13 protein-coding genes and 1 tRNA gene are annotated in these 14,553 nt (G+C 63.5%); 9 read left to right on the top strand and 5 right to left on the bottom strand.

The window, feature by feature from the left end; translation table 11 throughout:
* Positions 1-2: 2 nt before the first annotated feature.
* The gene (locus AOP75_RS08975; protein WP_062078707.1) at positions 3-401 is read right to left on the bottom strand and encodes an FAD synthase family protein; all 399 of its coding nucleotides are present in this window, start codon (positions 399-401) and stop codon (positions 3-5) included.
* A 53-nt stretch (positions 402-454) separates the two neighbouring features.
* Between AOP75_RS08975 and AOP75_RS08970 the strand changes: the two genes are divergently transcribed.
* A complete protein-coding gene (locus AOP75_RS08970; protein ID WP_062078705.1) occupies positions 455-1,771 on the top strand; it encodes a CDP-glycerol glycerophosphotransferase family protein in 1,317 nt (438 codons plus the stop codon).
* 97 nt (positions 1,772-1,868) lie between these two features.
* On the opposite strand, the gene AOP75_RS08965 is transcribed toward AOP75_RS08970, so the two are convergent.
* Positions 1,869-2,891, bottom strand: coding sequence for a 6-phosphofructokinase (locus AOP75_RS08965; RefSeq protein WP_062078703.1), 1,023 nt, complete (start codon positions 2,889-2,891; stop codon positions 1,869-1,871).
* 9 nt (positions 2,892-2,900) lie between these two features.
* Positions 2,901-5,558: a DNA polymerase I gene (gene polA / locus AOP75_RS08960; protein ID WP_269078813.1), complete on the bottom strand. Its 2,658-nt coding sequence runs from the start codon at positions 5,556-5,558 to the stop codon at positions 2,901-2,903.
* An 18-nt stretch (positions 5,559-5,576) separates the two neighbouring features.
* Between polA and AOP75_RS08955 the strand changes: the two genes are divergently transcribed.
* The 5 genes from AOP75_RS08955 to AOP75_RS08935 are packed head-to-tail and all read left to right on the top strand — an operon-like array spanning position 5,577 to position 9,719.
* Positions 5,577-5,990, top strand: coding sequence for a PaaI family thioesterase (locus AOP75_RS08955; protein ID WP_062078699.1), 414 nt, complete (start codon positions 5,577-5,579; stop codon positions 5,988-5,990).
* A gap of 53 nt (positions 5,991-6,043) precedes the next feature.
* Complete coding sequence (locus AOP75_RS08950) at positions 6,044-7,186, top strand: branched-chain amino acid ABC transporter permease (RefSeq protein ID WP_062078696.1); 1,143 nt, start codon at positions 6,044-6,046, stop codon at positions 7,184-7,186.
* Positions 7,187-7,190: 4 nt separating this feature from the next.
* The gene (locus AOP75_RS08945; RefSeq protein ID WP_062078694.1) at positions 7,191-8,165 is read left to right on the top strand and encodes a branched-chain amino acid ABC transporter permease; all 975 of its coding nucleotides are present in this window, start codon (positions 7,191-7,193) and stop codon (positions 8,163-8,165) included.
* The gene (locus AOP75_RS08940) at positions 8,158-8,994 is read left to right on the top strand and encodes an ABC transporter ATP-binding protein (RefSeq protein WP_062078692.1); all 837 of its coding nucleotides are present in this window, start codon (positions 8,158-8,160) and stop codon (positions 8,992-8,994) included. The genes AOP75_RS08945 and AOP75_RS08940 overlap by 8 nt, the downstream gene beginning before the upstream one ends.
* Positions 8,991-9,719 (top strand): ABC transporter ATP-binding protein, encoded by a 729-nt coding sequence (locus AOP75_RS08935; protein WP_062078690.1) that lies wholly within the window; start codon positions 8,991-8,993, stop codon positions 9,717-9,719. The genes AOP75_RS08940 and AOP75_RS08935 overlap by 4 nt, the downstream gene beginning before the upstream one ends.
* Positions 9,720-10,134: 415 nt before the next feature.
* On the opposite strand, the gene AOP75_RS08930 is transcribed toward AOP75_RS08935, so the two are convergent.
* Positions 10,135-11,412: an ABC transporter substrate-binding protein gene (locus AOP75_RS08930; protein WP_062078688.1), complete on the bottom strand. Its 1,278-nt coding sequence runs from the start codon at positions 11,410-11,412 to the stop codon at positions 10,135-10,137.
* 192 nt (positions 11,413-11,604) lie between these two features.
* The gene (locus AOP75_RS08925; RefSeq protein WP_152650037.1) at positions 11,605-12,306 is read right to left on the bottom strand and encodes an ANTAR domain-containing response regulator; all 702 of its coding nucleotides are present in this window, start codon (positions 12,304-12,306) and stop codon (positions 11,605-11,607) included.
* On the opposite strand from AOP75_RS08925, the gene AOP75_RS08920 reads away from it, so the two are divergent.
* From AOP75_RS08920 to cls, 3 genes are all read left to right on the top strand, one after another.
* Positions 12,279-12,352 (top strand) — tRNA-Leu (locus AOP75_RS08920). The genes AOP75_RS08925 and AOP75_RS08920 overlap by 28 nt on opposite strands.
* A 64-nt stretch (positions 12,353-12,416) precedes the next feature.
* Positions 12,417-12,890 (top strand): methylglyoxal synthase, encoded by a 474-nt coding sequence (locus AOP75_RS08915; protein WP_062078684.1) that lies wholly within the window; start codon positions 12,417-12,419, stop codon positions 12,888-12,890.
* A gap of 53 nt (positions 12,891-12,943) precedes the next feature.
* On the top strand, positions 12,944-14,419 hold the full coding sequence (cls, locus tag AOP75_RS08910; protein WP_062078682.1) for a cardiolipin synthase: 1,476 nt from the start codon (positions 12,944-12,946) through the stop codon (positions 14,417-14,419).
* The last annotated feature ends 134 nt before the right edge of the window (positions 14,420-14,553 follow it).

Below are 14,553 nucleotides of genomic sequence, written 5' to 3'. Positions count from 1 at the left end.
TGCTAGTCCAGTTGCTCCTTGATGGACTGGATGATGTCGGTGGTGGAGACCTCAGCAGTGCGGGGCAAATAGACGACCTCGCACAGCTCGCGGTAGTGGTCGAACTTTCCTGCCCAGTCATCCCCCATGACCAGCACGTCCGCGTTGAACTTCTTGATGTACTCGCCCTTGAGTTCGAGTGACTCTTCGACAAAGACCTCGTCCACGCAGGCGAGGCTCTTGACGATGGCCATGCGGTGCTCCTCGCGGTACACGGGGTAGCGCTGCTTCTTTGAGAAGTTCAGAGCGTCAGACGACACGCCCACCGTCAGATGGTCTCCGAGATCCGCCGCGCGCACGAGCATGTTCACGTGGCCAATGTGGAAGACGTCGAACGTTCCGAAGGTCAAGACGTTGGTCATGAAACCAGGCTACTTGAAGGAACACACCGCTCGCGCCCCTAGACTGGGCTACCGTGAACAGGCTCACCCGGTCCTACCGACGCAACCGTGCGCGCGCAGCGCGCCTGGTACGCGCCGTCCAGGACCGTACCTTGGGGCCGCGTTACCTCAAACGACCACTCCAAGAAGACGTCATCGTCTACACGTGTGTGTGGCACCGCGCACCCCGCGGAAATCCGCTCGCGATCTACCGCAAGCAACAGGAACTCGCGCCCCATCTCAAGGCCGTTTGGATTGTCCGCAAGCAGGACGTGGCGTACGTCCCAGCGGAGGTCACCTACGTCACGCCCAGAACGATCGACTACCTGCGCTTGATCGCCACCGCGAAGTATTTTGTCGATGACGCCAACCCCCACTGGAGCGTGCCTGCACGCGACGGCCAGGTATACGTCGAGACCCATCACGGCACCGCGCTGAAGTACATGGGCGCCGACCGCCACTACTCCGGCAAGCGGCCCAGCAACGACACCATCGTCACGATGCACAAGCGTTGCCAACGCTGGACATACAGCTTGTCAACCAGTCCCTACCTCTCCGAGGTGTGGCGCCGGGCCTACAACAACGGCTGCGCGCAACTGCCCACCGGGTCCCCCCGCAATGACCGCCTGGTGCATGCCACCGACGCGGAGCGCCAGCAAGCCCGTGAGCGACTGGGACTGAGGGACGACGAGCGTGCGCTGCTCTACATGCCGACCTGGCGCACGCGCCGCGGACCCAAGGAGGCCGACTTCGATCTGTCGGCCTTTGCCACGCGGCTGCCAGAGGGCGTGCGACTGCTGGTGCGCGACCACTATTACCACGACACGAAGGGTCGCAAGGCGATCCCCGACTCCGTGATCGATGTGTCTCACGGCTGGGAGGTGGAGGACCTTTACCTCGCCTCAGACGCACTCATCACCGACTATTCATCCGCCATGTTCGACTACGCGCTGCTTGACAAGCCAATGGTGCTGTTTTGCTTTGACTGGGACCGCTACCGCTTCGAGCGCGGCGCGTACTTCGACATCACGGTCGACTCCCCCGGCCTTGTCACGTTCCACGCGAACGGGCTGTTGGACGCGATTCGCACCCACGCCTACCTCGACCCCGAGTACGACGCACGTCGCGCTTCATTCCGTGAGCGGTTCTGCACCTACGAAACCGGGCGCGCCGCTGAACTCGTCGTCCGCAAGGTGTTCCTGGGCGAGGACGTCGTTCAGCCTGAACCGGCGAGCGACGGCTCCGTGGCGTCGTCGGTGCTCGGATGGACCCCTCACCCGCACGTCGTTCACCCCGAGGACCCGTCGCTCGAAGTGCGTATGCCTCCGGCGCCCCCCACGCTGCTTCACTGAGCGCCTTCTGCTCGTCCCCGCAGCCACCTCACGGTCACAGCATCACGCCGGCGGCGCCACTGATGTGGCACGCGCCGGCGTGTCTGTAGCAGGAAGGCTAGAGTCCGCGGGCAGCGGCTAGCAGTTCCTCCGGAACCCACTTGGTCTTGCCCATCATGGTCTCGAAGGGCTCGAGGACGACATTCTCGCCTTGCAACGCGGTGAACTTGTGAGTCTCGCCAGCGACCATGCCATCGATAGCCGCGACGCCCATGCGAGTGCCCAAGAGCCGGTCGGCCGCGGTCGGAACGCCTCCACGTTGTACATAGCCGAGGACGGTGAGCCGCGTCGGGAAGCCCGTGGCCTCTTCGATAGCGCGGGTCACGTCGTGACCGATGCTGCCGGCGATCGGGTTGCCCTTGGCATCCAAGGTGGCGCCACCCGTCCAGTTCGAGCCGTCGGCAGGGATCGCACCCTCAGCCACCGCAACGATGGAGAAGTTCTTGTAGCGGTGGCGGTGCTTGATGCGCTTGGCGATCTTGTCGATGTCGAAGGGCTCTTCTGGCGCGAGGATGATGTCCGCGCCACCAGCGATGCCGGCCGTTACCGCGATCCAGCCGGAGTGACGTCCCATGAGCTCCACGACCATGACGCGGTTATGCGACTCCGCAGTTGAGTGGAGCCGGTCGATCGCCTCGGTGGCAACGGTCACGGCCGTGTCGAAGCCAATCGCCGCGTCCGTGCCCGCAACATCGTTGTCGATGGTCTTCGGAATGCCGATGACGGGAACGCCGAGTGCCTTGGACACCTTGCCTGCGGCTTTGAGAGTCCCATCGCCTCCAATGCAAATGAATCCATCGAGTTTTTCGTGGTCAAAGGTGTCCTTGACGGCCTCCATGCCACCGTCGACCTTGTGAGGGTGGCACCGTGCGGTGCCCAGCATGGTGCCGCCATGTACGAGAATGCCGCTGACGTCGTCCCTGGTAAGCGGGACCGCATCGCCCTCAATCACACCTTGCCAACCGTTGTGGAAGCCGACAATGGAGCAGCCATGCTCGGAGCTACCGCGCTTGACCACCGCCCGGATCGCCGCGTTCAGTCCGGGGCAGTCTCCCCCGCCGGTCAGTATTCCAATTCGCATGTGTCCACCCTAGTGTCCGGCGGCGCGCCAATTCGGTCCCGACCCGACGTTCACGTCGAGCGGAACCGAAAGGTCACCCGCGGCGTGCATCTGTTCGCGCAGAATCGCCTCCACCGCTTTCGCTTCCCCAGGAGCCACCTCTACGACGAGTTCATCATGGACCTGAAGTAGCTGCCTGGACCGCAGACCTTGGTCCCGAATCGCCTGATCAACCCCGAGCATTGCGCGCTTGATGAGATCAGCGGCACTGCCCTGGATGGGCGCATTCAGGGCGGCGCGCTCAGCAATGTCGCGCCGTTGGCGGTTGGTGGAGGTCAAGTCGGGGAAGTAGCGGCGACGTCCAGCGATGGTCTCGGTGTAGCCATCCTGGCGCGCTTGCTCGACCACAGCGTGCAGGTAGTCGCGCACACCGCCAAACCGCGCAAAGTAGTCGTCCATGAGGCGCTGCGCCTCGCCCACTGGCAGCGACAGTTGCCTCGCGAGGCCAAATGACGACAGTCCGTATGCAAGCCCATAGCTCATGGCCTTGACCTTGGAGCGCATCTCTGCCGTCACGTCAGCCGGCTCGACGCCAAACACGCGCGCGCCCACAAACCGGTGGAGGTCCTCCCCCGCTTTGAAGGCCTCAATCAGTCCTTCGTCACCGCTCAAATGCGCCATGATCCGCATTTCGATCTGGCTGTAGTCAGCGGTCAGCAGGGTTTCGTAGCCATCGCCCACCACGAAGGCTTCACGGATGCGGTGGCCTTCCTCAGTGCGAATGGGGATGTTCTGCAGGTTGGGGTCACGGGAACTCAGCCGACCTGTCGACGCGACCACCTGGCTGAACGTTGTGTGCACCCGACCGTCGGTGCGGACCGCGCCCGACAACGTCTCGATGATCTGTCCAAGCTTCGTGGCATCTCGGTGAGCCAAGAGCGCCTCGAGGAACGGATGCGGATTCTTTGCCTGCAACTCGGCGAGGGACGAGGCGTCCGTGGAGTAGCCAGTCTTGATCTTCTTGGTCTTGGGCATGCCGAGCGTGTCGAACAGCACCTCTTGGAGTTGCTTGGGCGAACCAAGGTTCACCTGCTGACCGCCGATGGCGTCGTACGCGTGCTGCGCCGCGGCCTCCGCACGCTCGCGAGCCGCGTCGCGACGTTCGCCCATCACAGTGCCATCGACCGCGACGCCGGCGTCCTCCATCCGAGCGAGCACCGCGATCAACGGAATCTCGAGTTCGGCGTACACCTCGGCCATGCCTCGCCGCTCCACCTCAGCCGACAGTTCAGCGCTGAGCCTTGCCACGTGCGCGGCGGTGGTCCCTGCTTGCACCGCTGCGGAGCCACCGAGGCCCAAATCGAGCTGGCCTGCGCCGGACTCCGAGCCGACGGAAACGCCCAAGTAACGCTGGAGCACCGCGTCGAGGTCAAAGCCGCGCTGGTCGGCGTTGACGAGGAAGGCAGCGATCTGCGTGTCACCCTCGATGCCCTGCAGGTCCCACCCCCGCGCTTTGAGGGCATGCCACGCTTCCTTCGCGCTATGGCAAGTCACGGTGACCTGGGGATCGGCTAGCCACGCGCCAAGCGCGGCCTCGTCTTCGCGCGTCAGGTGCGCGAGGTCGATCCCCCACGCCTGGTCCTCGACACAGACCCCCAGGGCCCAGGCATCGGCCTGCTCCCCGGTCTTGCCCTCCACATGGATGGTCACCGACCCCGTCAGGGCGAGGATCGCCGCCAAAGCCCCATCCGTCACGACGGACACCTCAGCAGGCTCGTCGGGAGCGTGAGCAAGCGAGTCATCGGCCACCAAGGGCATCAGTCGTTCCCGCAGCGTCCGGAACTGCAGCGAGTCGCACACCTGGTGCACAGCCGCAGCGTCGGCGCCCTGGTATTCCATGGACTCCAACGACACCTCCACCTCGAGGTCAGTGAGGAGATGGTTCAGTTCGCGATTGAGCCGGACGTTGTCCAGGTGGTCCCGCAGACTCTGCCCCGCCTTGCCCGGGACGTCTTCAGCTTGCTCAAGAATCTGCTCCAACCCGCCGTAGATTCCGATCCACTTCGCTGCCGTCTTGGGCCCCACACCAGGGACGCCGGGAAGATTGTCGCTGGTCTCGCCCACCAACGCGGCGAGATCGGGGTATTGCGACGGCACCACGCCGTACTTCTCTTCGACGGCGCCGGGGGTGAAGTGGACGAGGTCCGACACTCCCTTGCGGGGATACAGCAGCGTGACGTCGTCGGTGACGAGCTGAATGGTGTCACGGTCGCCGGACACGACGAGCACTCGCATGCCCGCCTCGCGCCCCATGCGCGCGTAGGTAGCCAAGAGGTCGTCGGCCTCATAGCGCTCCTTGTCGACGGCGGTAATGCGCAGCGCGTCAAGCATCTCCCGGATGAGCGGTACCTGCGGCTCGAACTCCGGTGGCGTCTCGTCGCGGGTTCCCTTGTACGACGGCAACCGCTCAGTCCTGAACGTGCCACCGGGCAAATCGAACGCCACCGCAACGTGGGTGGGCTGATGCTCGCGCATCAGGGTGGCGAGCATGGTCGTGAATCCGTAGACCGCGTTGGTCGGCACACCCGTCGAGGTCGCGAAATTTTCCACCGGAAGGCCAAAAAACGCCCGAAACGCCATGGACAATCCGTCAATTAGTAAGAGTGTTGGTCTGCTGTTCTCGCTCACTGTGACAACCTATCTCCTATGACCGACAACGACGCGGCCATCTCACGGACTCGTGATGAAGGCACCCTGATGACCCGCTTGGGCATCGTCATCGACGAGGAATCCGCTCGCCGCGTCTGCGGAACCATGCCTGTTCAGGGAAACACACAGCCCTACGGCATGCTCCACGGCGGGGCCTCGGCGGCACTGGCCGAGACCCTGGCGTCTGTCGGGGCAATGCACCATGCAGGACCAGAGGCCATCGCCGTCGGCGTGGACCTCAACATCACCCACCACCGCTCCGTTGCTGAGGGCACGGTGCGTGGAACAGCACAACCGCTCCACTTGGGGCGCACGACCGCCACCTATCAGGTGGTGATAGAAGACGAATCCGGACACGTGATCGCATCGGCGCGACTCACGTGTGCGATTCGACCTCGTCGTGCCACATGACGGAAACATCCGTCCATTAGGTTGTGCGTCAACACAAAACCCTGGGAGGGGCCTTGACGAACAGAATCGACCGGCGCGTACTGCTCCGTGCGCTGATCGTCCTCGTAGTGGCCGCTGCCGCCGTCACCTTGTTGGGAGCGCTGGGATCCCCAGCCGCAGCCAGCTCTACGGACGCCGTCGCTCACGCGACGGTGGCCGCAGGTGACGCGACAGCGGGCATTGCGCAGGCGGACACCGCCGTCCATGCAGACGCCGTCACCACAGAAGGTGACTCCGGCACTAATAGGTACGTCCAACAGCTCGTGAACGGCATTGTCTTTGGACTGTTGCTCGCGCTCGCGTCAGTGGGACTGTCGCTCATCTACGGCACCACGGGATTGAGCAACTTTGCCCACGGCGAGCAGGTATCGCTTGGCGCGCTGCTGACGTTCTTTTTCACGACGCAGCAACCTGTGTCTGTGCCGTTCATCCCGGTTGAGTTCACGATCGGCTGGCCGCTCATCCCGTCGGCACTCGCCGCGATCGCTCTCGCCGCCGGCTCCGGCTGGCTGCAAGACCGCTTCTTGTGGTCGCCCCTGCGCCGCCGCCGTGTCTCCATCGTTCAGCAGATGATCGTCTCCATTGGCCTGTCGCTGGCGCTACTGAACTTCATCCAGTGGTGGTTTGGCGCTGAGCGTCAGCGCCTCACCACGTCGATCGACACGCGCATCGACTTTGGGCTGTTCCAGGTGGGCCAGACGACGCTGTGGTCCGTGCTCATCTCGCTCTTGTGCCTGGGTGGTGTCGCGTTCTTCTTGCTGAAGACCCGCACCGGGCGCGCTACCCGCGCCGTGTCGGACAACCCTTCGCTCGCGTCGGCCTCCGGCATCCGAGTCGAGAAGGTCGTTCGGCTGGTGTGGATCATGGCCACCGGGCTTGCTGCTGTGGGCGGCATCCTGCTGGCGCTCTACGACAACGCCGCCGCCTTCGACGTCGGTGCACGCCTGCTGCTGCTGATGTTTGCAGCCGTGACCCTCGGCGGTTTGGGCCAGGCCTTTGGAGCGCTCGTCGGCTCGCTGGTCATTGGCATCGCGGTCGAGATGTCCACGCTGTGGTTGGGGACCGACCTCAAGTACGCCGTCGCGCTAGGCATCCTGATTCTGGTGCTGCTGGTGCGACCGCAAGGAATCCTTGGACGAGCGGAAAGGGTGGGCTAACGCCATGGACATTCTTCTCAATTCCCTGGCCTCGGTCTTCGCACCTGCGACGGCTGCCTTCGCGCTGGCCGCAATTGGCCTCAACTTCCACTTTGGTCTCACTGGATTGCTCAACATGGGCCACGCCGGCTTCATGTTGCTGGGTATGTACGGCTACGCCATTTCCACGCAGAACGGGGCGCCGATTTACGTCGCCGTCCTGGTCGCGATCGCCGCTGCGGCGGCCTTCGGTCTGCTTCTGGGTTGGCCCACGCTGAAACTGCGCGGTGACTATCTCGCCATCGCGACCATCTCCGCGGCGGAGCTCATTCGCTACCTGGGCCGCTCCAACTCGCTCCAGGCGCTCACGGGCGGGTCGACCGGCATCCGTGGAAACGACTTCAAGTTCACCTTCGAGGAGCTCAGCCCGCTTCCCAGCGAGAACATCACGATCCTGTTTTGGACCAACCACGGTTCGTTGTCATCGAGTTGGTGGCTGCACATCGTCGCGTGGGTCACGGTAGGACTGTTTGCACTGTTGTTCTGGCTTCTCGCGCGAAGCCCATGGGGCCGCGTACTTAAGGGCATCCGCGAGGACGAAGACGCGGTTCGCTCACTAGGCAAGAACGTCTACTCCTACAAGATGCAGGCACTGGTCCTCGGCGGCGTGATCGGCGCCCTTGGCGGCGTGCTGTGGGCCCTGGGTAACTCGGTGCAGCCGGACTCGATGGGGCGTCCCACGACGTTCTGGCTGTGGACCCTGCTGCTCCTCGGTGGCGCGGCCACGGTGTTCGGACCCATCCTCGGTTCGATGGTGTTCTGGGCCTCCTTGGTCGCGATCAAGGGCCTCGCGTCCGCATTCATCCCGACATCGGTGCTGTCCCCCGTTGAGCTCGAGCCCTTCTCGCTCGTTCTCGTTGGCATCACCCTGATGTGCCTCGTGGTCTTCCGGCCGCAGGGCATCCTCGGTAATAAGAGGGAGCTGGCTTTCAATGACTAATCCATTCGCGGATGTCCCCCACGAGCCGGGGGCACCCAAGCCCGACCCGATCGTGATCGCCGACCACGTCCATCGCCACTTTGGTGGACTCACCGCAGTCGACGTCAAGCACTTCGAGGTGCAGCGCAACCAGATCACTGCGCTAATTGGACCCAATGGTGCGGGCAAGTCGACCTTCTTCAACCTGCTGACAGGCTTCGACAAACCCCAGACCGGTGAATGGCAATTCAACGGCCACTCGTTGGTGGGGACATCGCCGGCCAAGATCGCACGTGCTGGCAAGGTACGCACCTTCCAGCTCACCAAGGCCCTGAACCGCATGACGGTGATGGAGAACATGCGGTTGGGCGCGACGGCCCAAAACGGCGAGAACTTCTTTGTCGCACTCATTCCCGGCCTATGGAAGCAGCGCGAGAAAGAGATCACCGCGAAGGCCGAGGCTCTCCTGAAGCGCTTCAAGCTCTACGAGAAGAAAGACGACTACGCGGGCGAACTGTCAGGCGGTCAGCGCAAGCTCCTGGAAATGGCGCGTGCGTTGATGTCGGACCCCGAGATGATCATGCTGGACGAGCCGATGGCTGGGGTTAACCCCGCTCTCACCGAGTCTCTGCTTGAACACGTGGTGGAACTGCGTGACGAGGGCAAGACAGTGCTCTTCGTTGAGCACGACATGCACATGGTCCGCCGCATCGCGGACTGGGTGGTGGTCATGGCTGAGGGTTCGATCATTGCGGAAGGCCCCGCAGACACGGTCATGAAGAACAAAGCCGTGCAGGACGCCTACCTCGGAGCCCACCACGACACCGACCTTTCGGAGGATGCCTCATGAATGACGCACCCGTGATCGTCCACGCCGACGACCTCTACGCCGGCTACCTGCCGGGTGTCGACATCCTCAACGGATGCTCGATGGAGGTCAAGGAGGGCGAACTCATTGGCATCATTGGCCCAAACGGTGCCGGCAAGTCCACGTTCCTGAAGTCATTGTTCGGTCTGGTCCCGATTCGCTCGGGCACCGTCATGCTGGGCGACGAGGACATCACGAATGTCCGCGCGGACGAACTCGTCAAGCGCGGCATTGGCTTTGTTCCGCAGACCAACAACGTTTTCCCCTCACTCACGGTCCTGGAAAACCTCGAGATGGGTGCCTACCAGCGCCCCAAGAGTTTCCGTTCGCAGTTTGAGCGGATTGGCGAATTGTTCCCCAAGCTCGTCGAGCGCAAGGACCAACGAGCCGGGTCGTTGTCGGGTGGTGAGCGACAAATGGTCGCGATGGCCAGGGCGCTCATGATGGACCCCAAGGTTCTCCTCCTCGACGAGCCGTCGGCAGGACTCTCCCCCGACCGCCAGGACGAGACGTTTGTCCGCACGCGCGAGATCAACCGCACTGGTGTGACAGTCATCATGGTGGAGCAGAACGCTCGCCGCTGCCTGCAGATCTGCGATCGCGGCTACGTGCTCGACCAGGGCACCACCGCGTACACGGCCTCCGGCCAAGAACTGCTGAAGGACCCCAAGGTCATCGAGCTGTACCTCGGCACCCTGGGCGCATAGCTCCGCACCATCCTGAAGGCCCCGTCAGCGCATGCTGGCGGGGCCTTTCGGGTTGCGTGTGGTCAAGGGGGCGCCGACGACTGCCGGTAGCCATGGCACGGTCGCGCGGCACACGGGGCATCCACGTCGACAGCGCTTCTCGCGGCACGTTGCACGATTCACATTTCGCTGTGCACTTTGCGCTTTGCGCGATTCACATTCCACATTCCACATCGCACTTTGCACCGACGCAGGCACACAAGGAGTGTCTAAGACTGGCACACGGATTCATTCATGGGGCCGATGCCCGCATGCCTAAGCTGCCAATGGACACCACCCCGGCGTTCGACGTCGCTATCCGTCTTGCTACCGTCGGGAAACGCAAGAAGGGCCCCGGCGTGTGCCGGGGCCCTTCTTGGTTGAGATCAATGAGGCGTTAGGAGGTGGGAACCTCACCAAAGACCTCGGAGACCCAGTTCTGCACGTTGCTACCGTCGTACGAGTACACGCCGACGTACGCAGCCGAGGGGTCGTTCTGCTCATTGAAGGGGCCAACGCCAGACACTGCCTGGTAGTTGATCTCTTCGCCGTCCTCGAGCAGACCGGCGCACTCCTCGAACCCGGTGCACTCGGTACCGCCGGTCGCACCGGACACGGCAGCCATCGAGGACTGGATCGACGGGCCGTCCGTGGCGCCTGCGTGGACCGCGGCGAGCGCAATCAGCATGGTGGCGTCGTAGGACTCGGGACCGTAGGCGAGCGAGTCAAGCGGTTCGCCGTAGGCCTCTTCGAGGCGCATGGCGAAGTCGTCCGAGGCCTGAGCACCGGGGATGGTTCCCTGTGCACCCTCGAGCGCACCCGCGTCGAAGTCGGCCGAGTAGTCAGCCGTGTTGCCGTCGGTCATGTACAAGGTGGCCGGGTCGAGGCCAGCCGAGAGCAGCTCAGGGATGATCTGCTTGGTCTGGTCGAACGCGATCAGCACCAGCGCGTCGGGATCGGTGGCCATGACGGCCTCCACCTCTGCGGTGAAGTTGGTCGCGGCCGGGTCGAACTCCTCGCCCGGGTTACCGTACGTGATGGTGCCGCCTTCAGCTTCGACGGTGGACTTGATCACGTCGCGCAGGCCCGTGCCGTAGTCCTCGTTGAACACCAGCACACCGATGTTCTGGTGGCCGTCCTCGAGAATAAGGTTCGCCAGTGCGTTGCCCTGGACCGAGTCCGGCGGAGCGGTGCGGAAGAAGAACTCCGAGTACCCGGACAGCGCCGTCGCGGTGTTGGCAGGCGAGACCTGAACGACCTCGGCCGCGACAACATCGTCGATGAAGTTCAGCGTGACGGCCGACGATGCCGCGCCGACGATCGCGGAGACGCCATCGGAGACCAGCTTCTGTGCCGACTGCGGAGCGATGTTGGCCTGCTGCGTGTCAGACGAGTCCTCGTGGATGATCTCCACGGGGTTGCCCAGCACACCGCCGGCGTCGTTGATCTCGTTCGCTGCCAGATCCACACCTGCGACCTCCGGCGGGCCCAGGAAGGCGAGCGAGCCGGTCAGCGGCAAAACGGTGCCGATCTTGAGAGCTTCGGTCGATCCACCCTCAGAGCCACCCGATGCCGAGGCTTCGGTGTCGGCGTCGCCTGACGAGCAGGCGGCGAGAGCAAGCGAGGCTGCAGCCAGTACGGCTCCACCTCGCGCGATGGTGTTCCATCGTGCCATGGTGTTTTCCCTCCACAACTGACGGAGAGGCCTCCGTCAGCCCATCGCCCCAGGGACCGTCCCTGGCGGCAATAAGTTCACGCTATCGAACTTACATTTCAGGGAGGGGACGCCCGCATCACGATTCTGTGACCTCATTTACGCACGATTCGTGGTAAATGGACGTTCACACCGCAGCAAAAAGCGCAGAGGTTACTTTCCGGACATCTGCTCGATGACGGCCTCTGCCACTTCCTTCATTGTCAAACGACGGTCCATCGACGTCTTCTGGATCCAGCGGAAGGACTCAGGCTCATTGAGCTTCATCTTCTCCATGAGGAGTCCCTTGGCGCGCTCGACCTTCTTACGGGTGTCCATGCGCTCGTTGATGTCGGCGATCTCCGACTCAAGCGCGCGGATCTCGACAAAACGCGAGGCGGCAATCTCCACGGCAGGGAGAAGGTCGGCAGGCGTAAAGGGCTTCACGACGTACGCCATGGCACCGGCGTCGCGGGCACGCTCAACAAGTTCAGTCTGAGAAAAGGCGGTCAACAGGACCACAGGTGCGACACGCGCCGCGGCGATCTGCTCCGCCGCGGTGATGCCATCCATCACCGGCATCTTGATGTCCATGACCACGACGTCAGGCTTGTGCTCCTTGGCGAGCGCCACGCCTTCCTCACCGTTGGCTCCCTCGCCTACGACGTCGTAGCCACCCTCACGCAGGGTTTCGACGATGTCCATGCGAATGAGCGCCTCGTCCTCAGCGACGACTGCGCGGCGCTTCTTTGAGGGGGCTGGCTCGGGGGTTGCCTTCGCAGAAGTTGCGTCAATGGCCTCGGATGGTTCTTGCGTATCTGTCACAGGCGCTAGCCTAGTCTCTGAACGCCCCGATAGCCCAACCGGCAGAGGCATACGGCTCAAACCCGTACCAGTGTGGGTTCGAATCCCACTCGGGGCACTCAAAGCGCACCGCGGCGCACCGCGAACGACGGAGGCGGCGCTCAACTCCACAGGAGGCCGTGATGACCCAGACGCACTCGACGGTGGCAGGCGCCAAGCATGTAGCGCTCGTCGCGCACGACAATAAGAAGGCCGAGCTCCTGGAGTGGGCCACCTTCAACAAGGGGTCACTGTCACGGCACCACTTGTACGCCACCGGCACCACCGGCTCCATGCTGGAAGAGGCGCTTGACCTTCCTGTGACGCGATTCTTGTCAGGACCCATCGGCGGCGACCAGCAGATTGGCGCGCGGATCGCGGAGGGGAAGATTGACCTATTGGTCTTCTTTTGGGATCCGCTCGAGGCTCAGCCACACGACCCCGACGTCAAAGCGCTCTTGCGACTGGGCTGCGTGTGGAACATCCCGATGGCCTCCAATGTCGCCACAGCCGACTTCCTGATCTCCTCTCCCCTGTTCCGCGGCGTATACAAGCCCACCGCACCGGCCCACGCGCCTCGCGACTGGACAACGCTGGCCGCGTCAGACGAGAACTGACGCCCGGCTACGCCAGGAAACCCCAGCATCGGCCCGCTTGAAGAAAGTCGCGCATGCCCTCGTTCGTGTCTGGCCTCGCCCTGTGGCCCCTCATCACGGTTGTCGAACTGGCGATCAGTGTTGTCGCCCTGATCTACATTCCGCGGGGGCGCAAGCCCACCGCTGCCATGGCGTGGCTGCTCCTGATCTTCTTGACGCCCTTTGTGGGACTTGCGCTGTACCTGCTCATCGGCAACTTCCGGCTACCCAGGAAACGCCGCGCCGCTCAAGAGCGTGCGACCGCGGCGATCGCAGAACGTGCGGACGCAGGCGCCTTGACCGTTGGCGGCGATGAAACCAATGTCCCGCGCTGGCTCCAGCGTGTGACGCACCAAAACACGTCGCTCACGGCCCTGCCGATGGTGGGGGGATCACGTGCGCAACTGCTCGAGGACTATCAGGGCTCCATCGACGCCATGGCGGAGGCAATCGATGAGGCCCGCGACTACGTCCACATTCAGTTCTACATCGTCGCGTGGGACCACACGACGCGCGGATTCTTTGCCGCGATGGAACGCGCCGTCCAGCGCGGTGTGACGGTACGTTTCTTGGCCGACCACATCGCATCGCGACGTATCCCTGGCGCCAAGGACACCTTCGCGGAGCTCGACCGCATGGGCGTGCAGTGGTCCTGGATGCTCCCCGTGCGCCCCCTCAAGGGCCAGTACCAGCGCCCCGACCTGCGCAATCACCGCAAGTTGGTCGTCATCGACGGCACCCACGCCTTCATTGGGTCTCAGAACCTGATTTCTCGCGACTACAACGCCGCGAAGAACATCAAACGCGGACTTCAATGGCAAGAACTGGTGGCGTGCCTGGACGGGCCCGTGGTCGCGCAGGTCGACGCCGTGTTCCACTCCGACTGGTACTTCGAGACGGGAGAGGTCCTCGGGGACAGTGAGCGCGTCGAGGCCGCAGCGCTCACTACCGTTGACGGTGACCTCCAATGCCAGATGGTCCCCAGTGGGCCGGCGTATGAAACGGAGGTGAACCTCCGACTGTTCCTGGCACTCATTCACGGCGCACACGAACGCGTCATCATCACCAGCCCATACTTTGTGCCGAACGAGGCGATGATCTACGCCATCACGTCTGCCTGCCAGCGAGGGCTGGAGGTGCAGCTCTTCGTGTCGGAACTGGGTGACCAAGGGACGGTGTATCACGCCCAGCGCTCCTACTACGAGACCCTGCTCCGAGCCGGGGTGCGCATCTTCCTGTACCCCGCGCCCTACATCCTGCACTCCAAGCACGTGTCCATCGACGATGACATCGCGGTCATTGGATCGAGCAACATGGACATTCGCTCGTTCACACTTAACGCCGAGATGTCGCTCGTGGTGCGCGGGGCGTCGTTTGTGTCACAGATGCGCGAGGTCGAGCAACGCTACCGCGATGCGGGGCGAGAACTCACCCTCGACGAGTGGATGAGCGAGCCCGCACGCTCACGCTTCCTCGACGGAGTATTCCGCCTCACGTCTGCCCTGACCTAAAGGCCGACGCCCCCCGGTCACCTCACCAGCCGCGCCGGTCCAGCCAGGGCCGGTGAGCGCACGGACTGCGATGGCATGCGTGGACTCGCCCCCAGATACGCGAAATGGCTCCATTTGCCTGGCATGTGTAGCGT

This window comes from Demequina globuliformis (assembly GCF_000975155.1).
Taxonomy (GTDB): Bacteria; Actinomycetota; Actinomycetes; order Actinomycetales; family Demequinaceae; genus Demequina; species Demequina globuliformis.
Note: the sequence above shows the minus strand (reverse complement) of the source record. Positions and strands in the feature narration are given on the sequence as shown.

Coding starts and splice junctions, on each gene's coding strand:
- cls (WP_062078682.1), top strand. CDS start 12,944: ATGCCCTCGTTCGTGTCTGGCCTCGCCCTGTGGCCCCTCATCACGGTT.
- AOP75_RS08930 (WP_062078688.1), bottom strand. CDS start 11,412: ATGGCACGATGGAACACCATCGCGCGAGGTGGAGCCGTACTGGCTGCA.
- AOP75_RS08965 (WP_062078703.1), bottom strand. CDS start 2,891: ATGCGAATTGGAATACTGACCGGCGGGGGAGACTGCCCCGGACTGAAC.
- AOP75_RS08955 (WP_062078699.1), top strand. CDS start 5,577: ATGACCGACAACGACGCGGCCATCTCACGGACTCGTGATGAAGGCACC.
- AOP75_RS08925 (WP_152650037.1), bottom strand. CDS start 12,306: ATGCCTCTGCCGGTTGGGCTATCGGGGCGTTCAGAGACTAGGCTAGCG.
- AOP75_RS08915 (WP_062078684.1), top strand. CDS start 12,417: ATGACCCAGACGCACTCGACGGTGGCAGGCGCCAAGCATGTAGCGCTC.
- AOP75_RS08945 (WP_062078694.1), top strand. CDS start 7,191: ATGGACATTCTTCTCAATTCCCTGGCCTCGGTCTTCGCACCTGCGACG.
- AOP75_RS08935 (WP_062078690.1), top strand. CDS start 8,991: ATGAATGACGCACCCGTGATCGTCCACGCCGACGACCTCTACGCCGGC.
- AOP75_RS08940 (WP_062078692.1), top strand. CDS start 8,158: ATGACTAATCCATTCGCGGATGTCCCCCACGAGCCGGGGGCACCCAAG.
- AOP75_RS08975 (WP_062078707.1), bottom strand. CDS start 401: ATGACCAACGTCTTGACCTTCGGAACGTTCGACGTCTTCCACATTGGC.